Here is a 5,941-nt window from a genome sequence, read left to right as displayed (position 1 = left end):
GGCTTCTGGTTCATGCATGACCATTCCGGCAGCACCTTGCACTAACGGCTCAAAGATAAAACCAGCGCAATTGTTGTTTTTGATTTGTGATTGCAAAGCATCATAACTCTCTTGCTCTTGCCCCTTGATAGGAGCAGGAATGCGTACCACATCGATAAACATCCCTTCGAAAGCCTGTGTATAAAAGGAAATTCCGCTTGCCGCCATTGCCGCAAAAGTATCTCCGTGAAAGGCATTTTCGAAAGCTATAATTGTAGTTCGTTTTTCGCCTTTATTAAAAAAGAATTGCAGAGCGACTTTGATCGCTACTTCTACAGCCGTTGAACCATTATCAGAAAAGAATATTTTTCTTTGGTTGTCGGGCAATATTTCGATTAGCTTTTCACCAAGTTCGATTGCTGGCTCATGCGTAAATCCACCAAAAAGTACGTGTTCTAGCGTAGTTAGCTGCTTATAAATCGCATCGGCAATGTATTTATTACTGTGACCATAGGGATTCACCCACCACGAAGCGATAGCATCAATATATACTTTGTTGTTTTCGTCCCAAAGTAAAGCACCTTCCCCTCTTTTAATAGCGATAGGAAGCGCAGCCGTTTTATGTTGGGTGTAAGGATGCCAAAGGTATTCTTGATCTCTTTCTGATAATGTCATGATAAAATAAATTATGTCGCAAAGATACGCAGAGACAAACAGAGTGCCATACGCAAAGAATTAAATGCGTTATATTTACAGACTTAACAACTTTTCTCTGAATTGATCGGCGTAATCCTTAATTACATTTTGATCAAAGTAAGGTTCTTGCTCGATACGACCAATACAATTTATTCCGGTTTTGGATAAAATTATGGACTCAGTTGCTAGATTTTGTTTACCACTGAAAATAATTCCAGCGATTTTGATGTTGCGGTGTTGCAAAGCTTCGATCGTTAGTAAAGTGTGATTAATACTGCCCAAATAATGTCTTGATACAACCACTACTTTATAATCTGGTTGAATTAGGTCGATAATAGTGTCTTGATTATTTAGGGGAACGAACAATCCTCCAGCACCTTCAATAACCAAATGATTGTCGGTTTCTGGTACAATTATCCTAGCTATGTCAATTGTTATACCGTCAATTTCAGCGGCTAGATGTGGACTAGCTGGCGTGTTTAACTTATAGCTATTGGGATGAATAACCGTTTTGTCGTTACTGATGTAGCGTTCAATTTTATGACTATCCGAATTATCAAGGTCACCTGCTTGAATGGGTTTCCAATAATCGGCTTGTAGTGATTCTGTTATAATTGATGAGGCAATTGTTTTACCTACATCAGTTCCTATTCCTGTTACAAATATTTTCATTATTAAACGTTTTTACAAAAGTAAAAAACCCATCGTTAAGATGGGTCATTTATTAGTCTTCTTTTAATTCGTCAATTAATTTTCGGATTTCTTTAGCATATCTTCCATAGAAAAAATGCACCCAAACTTCCAGCACTAAGCCCATCAATAAAATGCTAATTATTAAAGCAACGACCGCTCCTATTATTTGCGAATTAGTTAAATTTAAAATATCAATTGCTACTTTATCTCCTAGTTTTTGATAGAATAAGCCTATTAGAAAAACAACTAAGAATGGAGTGAGTGCAAAACCAAATGTTTTATAGAGTTCCATATTTAGTCGTATATCGAAATAGGTCTCATACAGACTATCTTTGGTACTTAAGGATACCGTATTCAGTCTCTTGTAAAATAAAAACAGCTTAGCCAAATAGTAAATGCAAACAGCAGCAAAAATAGCATAGAGTAGGTAAAAAGGGCTAAACAAAGTTTTTGGAAAATCGTACAGGAGTGGCACGAAGCCTATTCCTATTACCGCTAAAACTTGTGTTATAAGTTCCATTTTTAAATTCTGTTTTATCTTGTCCAATGGCGTGTTAGCCGATTGAATTTTTTCTAAATTAGCTGGCACAACTACCTTGTCTGTGTTTTCAGTGTTCCAAGCATTTTGCATATCGTTAAAATCCATATCCTTGATTTTTTATAATTTCTTTTAATTTTTCTTTTGCTCTGTTTAATTTCACTCTAGCATTCCCCTCAGAGATTCCCAGATTGCTGCCTATTTCTTTATGTGAAAAACCCTCTAGCTGATAAAAAATAATTGCTTTATCAATTTTTTCTAGTTTCTGAATTGCCCTGTAAAAATGGTCCATCTGGCTCTCTTTGATCTCTGAATCACCTTCCTCTTCTTTTATGTTTTCAGACGCTATTGGGTATCTATCGACCTTTCTTTTTTCTTTTTTCAAGAAAACGATAGCTGTATTAATAGCTACCCGATACATCCAAGTCGAAAACTGACTTTCATTTCGGAACGAATCATACGATTTCCATAGTTGACAAATAATCTCTTGAAATAAATCTTGTTGATCATCATGATTATCCATGTACATCTTGGAAACTTTATATAAAATCCCTTTATGCTTTTCAATACGATTTAAAAATTCTGGCTCTCTTTCTTTCAAAATAGTACTATTTCATGATTGGTTTAACGGTGTAACCCGCTTTTCTCAATAAATTAATTACACCCAAATCTCCTCCTAAATGAGCTGCACCAACAGCGATAAAAGCACTTTGATCTTTTACTAATTGAGGAAGGTTTTGAACCCAATTAGCATTCCTCTTGTCAAGCATTTCGTTTTTGGCAATTAGATTCATGTTTTTTACATCCGTTAAATTGGTATAAACATCTTGAATATTTTCTTTTTTGTATTGTGAAACCAGCTTACTAGTTTCAGCAATATTCATATTTTCAAACATCGAGAGCATTTCATCATTGGTGTACGCTTTTTCGATAATTCCTAGTTGCGCTTTTACCGATTCAAAACCAGCGACCTCTATACCACGCTCTTTAGCTTTGGCAATAAAATCCATTTCGTAAAATTTTAAATCCGCACAATTAAATGTTTTCATTGACATTAAACTCATTACAGTTGACAAACTATAACTATTCACTTGCTGCAGCGATAATCCTACCTTTTCTTTCAAAATAGCCTCTAATTTAAAAAGCTGATCTGTGGTTAATGTTTTATCTAAGGTTTCTTTTCCCATAGCCATTTGTTGCATCACTGCCAGTTCTGCGGGATCGGACAAATTAACTTCTAGTACTAACTTATCTGATGATTCAAAAGCTTTTTTTACTTTATCGGACAAAAAATAGTCGTCGGCACATATCATGTGAATCGTTCCATATAGATAAGAAGTTTTGCTTAGTCCTTTTCCTGATATTTCCCATAAAAGGGAGTTTTCTAACGAAGTAGTTTTCGTTTGTGCTTGGCTTGACAAACTCATTAAAATTGTAAATGCTGCTACTGCTGATTTGAATAAATTTTTCATTTTTTTATTGATTTTGATTGTTGATGATTGAAACTCTTTTTGTTTTCCAATTGTTAATTTGATTACGAGTCGTAAGTAAGCAATCCATCAAAACGTTACAAAAAAAATTATAATTTATTTAAAAATTGATTGATAGTAGGACCTAGGAGGATATTGTTTCTATCGAAATATGAATAACTTAAAAATACTAAAAAACAAAAGCAGTTAAAGAACGCAAAAGTTCTGTAATTTGATTTTTAGTATTATAACTATGAATACAAAAACGAAGTCGCTCTTGCCCTTCTGGAACCGTCGGAGAAAGAATCGCTTTTACATCGAAACCATTTTCTTGGAATTGTTGCGCGATCCTTTTTACTCTTTCGTTTCCAGGAAGGATGGCAGATTGTATTGCTGATCTCGATTGTACAAACATTGGTTTTAAACCCAATAACATTTTTTGTTGGTTGAAATGTACGATGTTAGCTCTTAGTTCACCTAAACTATTGCTACTTTGATCTAAAAATTGGTAAGCCGTTAGAATAGTGGCAACTGAATGTGGTGGCAATCCTGTTGTATAAATAAAACTACGCGTAAAATTTATTAAATATTGTTTTAACTCATTTGAACCTAAGACAGCTGCACCGTGACAACCGAGACCTTTACCAAAGGTCATGATGCGTGCAAAAACTTCTTCCTGCAATCCCAACATTTGAACCAAGCCTTCGCCTTTATCTCCAAAAACACCTAAAGCATGCGCTTCATCAACAACTAAATAACAATTGTGCTTTTTACAAACGTTTACTAACTCTTCGAGATTGGGCGTATCGCCATCCATTGAGAAAACACTTTCGGTAACGACATAGATATTTGCCGCCTTATGACGCTGTATAAGCGCTTCTAGCTCTTCAAAATCGTTGTGGGTAAATTTATATGCTTTTGCATTAGAAAGCTTGATTCCGTCTCTAATTGAAGCATGGCAGAGTTCGTCGTACAGAATCAAATCCCCTTTTTGGGGCACACTACTGAAAAAACCAACATTTGCATCATAACCTGAATTAAAAATCAGTGCGCTTTCACATTGATGAAATTGAGCAATATAATCCTCTGCTAACTGATACAAAGGGTGGTTACCGGAAATTAACCGAGAACCAGTCGCTCCATTTTGGGTAAAGTTATGCTCAATTACGAATTGATGCGTTTGGTTAAAAATCGATTCTAATTGAGAGAATCCCAAATAATCATTAGATGCAAAATCAATTAAACTAGCGCTAGATTGCAGCGATCGCAATGAATTAAATTGCTTTCGTATCTCAAGTTTCGAACTAAGGTGATGTGGAAGTTGTTTCATATGACACAAAAATACATATCTTTTTTCGTTTAATTAATTTGAAGTAGGTGTCGTTGTGAAATATACAGCCCCTTTTTTAGCAAAAAATTATATAAGAATTGCAATAAGATTATAATTAATCAATAGCTGAGTATTGAGCTATCGAAAACGTTATAGGTATCCTAATGTGTTAATAAAAAGTTAAGGGTATTATTTTCGTATCCAAAATAAGCTTACTTAGTTTACCTGTTTTTCACTCCTATGAAAAAAATCGCATTGTTATTTATTTTAGTATCATTGTTTTACAATGCATTGGGGTACTATTTAATGTTGGTTCAACATCACGAGCAGGCATGGGTTTCTACCATAGAAAATAAACCCGATGCCGAATTTCAAATTATTGAATTAAATGCCAGTATTTATTCATTTATTCAAGACACAGACTTTGAATACGTGAATGAAAATGTTGTGATTGATAACAAAAGCTACCACGTTTTTAAAAAAAGAATTCAAGACAATATTTTAAGCCTCTACTACTTACCTAATTTGTACGGCGACGTAATAGGCAAAGATCTGAATGATATCGTAGACAACCAATTATTTAACAGTGCGGCTACCAAAGGCAGTCCTTTACGAAAACTTTTGAAATCTTTTCTACAAGATTTTATACCAACAAATACCTCAAATGCCACCCCGGTGATTACACTTAGCAATGACACACCAATTGTCATGTTTATGAACCCAAAAAACATCCTCTCAGGCTATCTTACGGCCTCTTTTACCCCTCCGGAAACAGTTTAAATTATAGTATCCGTTAGCAATTTATAAAATTATCAAATTACTCCTACCTTATGATTTGGAACAACTCCAATTTGTAATAACCTTGTAATTTGTAATTTTTTAGGTATTCCAAGCATTTATCTAATTGTTTGTTTCTCACTTTATTTTAGTAGCTTCTTTTTTGATTACAAATGAATAGATCATTTCCTCAAAAAAAGTATATCTAATTAGCATACAGGGTAATAGAAAAACTTTTAGTTCGTTCTGTTTGGGAGAAAACAAAATACCAATTAAACATTTAAAACTTAAACCAATGAAAAACATCTTCTTAAGCTGTCTTTTGCTGTTTTTTATATCCCTACATGCTCAAACTGATTTTGATGCCATCATGATGCCGAAAAATAATTTTTGTGGTGGAGTAGTTTACCAATATAGTAGTTGGAACCACTATTGGGAAGGTACATTCAAAAGAGAAAA

The 5,941-nt window shown here is 34.2% G+C and carries 7 protein-coding genes; 1 reads left to right on the top strand and 6 read right to left on the bottom strand.

The genetic code is table 11. The annotated features are described in order from the left end of the window. The 6 genes from P8M54_RS11255 to P8M54_RS11230 form a co-directional block, all read right to left on the bottom strand. Positions 1–654: aminotransferase class III-fold pyridoxal phosphate-dependent enzyme (locus tag P8M54_RS11255; RefSeq protein ID WP_300287957.1), on the bottom strand; the 654-nt coding region annotated here is incomplete at its 3' end. 75 nt (positions 655–729) lie between these two features. Next, positions 730–1,347, bottom strand: a complete 618-nt coding sequence (gene bioD, locus P8M54_RS11250; RefSeq protein ID WP_300287956.1) for a dethiobiotin synthase — start codon at positions 1,345–1,347, stop codon at positions 730–732. A gap of 52 nt (positions 1,348–1,399) precedes the next feature. Further along, a complete protein-coding gene (locus P8M54_RS11245) occupies positions 1,400–2,014 on the bottom strand; it encodes a hypothetical protein (protein ID WP_300287955.1) in 615 nt (204 codons plus the stop codon). Beyond that, complete coding sequence (locus P8M54_RS11240; protein ID WP_300287954.1) at positions 2,004–2,507, bottom strand: RNA polymerase sigma factor; 504 nt, start codon at positions 2,505–2,507, stop codon at positions 2,004–2,006. Before P8M54_RS11240 ends, P8M54_RS11245 begins: the two co-directional genes overlap by 11 nt. A 7-nt stretch (positions 2,508–2,514) precedes the next feature. Then, the gene (locus tag P8M54_RS11235) at positions 2,515–3,378 is read right to left on the bottom strand and encodes a TraB/GumN family protein (RefSeq protein ID WP_300287952.1); all 864 of its coding nucleotides are present in this window, start codon (positions 3,376–3,378) and stop codon (positions 2,515–2,517) included. A 187-nt stretch (positions 3,379–3,565) separates the two neighbouring features. Then, positions 3,566–4,705 carry an 8-amino-7-oxononanoate synthase gene (locus P8M54_RS11230; protein ID WP_300287951.1) on the bottom strand — a complete coding sequence of 380 codons (1,140 nt, stop codon included), beginning with the start codon at positions 4,703–4,705 and terminating at the stop codon, positions 3,566–3,568. Positions 4,706–4,945: 240 nt separating this feature from the next. Between P8M54_RS11230 and P8M54_RS11225 the strand changes: the two genes are divergently transcribed. Continuing rightward, positions 4,946–5,485, top strand: coding sequence for a hypothetical protein (locus tag P8M54_RS11225; RefSeq protein ID WP_300287950.1), 540 nt, complete (start codon positions 4,946–4,948; stop codon positions 5,483–5,485). Positions 5,486–5,941: the final 456 nt, after the last annotated feature.

This window comes from Flavobacterium sp. (assembly GCF_029242675.1).
Lineage (GTDB): Bacteria > Bacteroidota > Bacteroidia > Flavobacteriales > Flavobacteriaceae > Flavobacterium.
The sequence above is the reverse complement of the archived record's forward strand: the minus strand, read 5'-3'. Positions and strand labels throughout refer to the sequence as shown.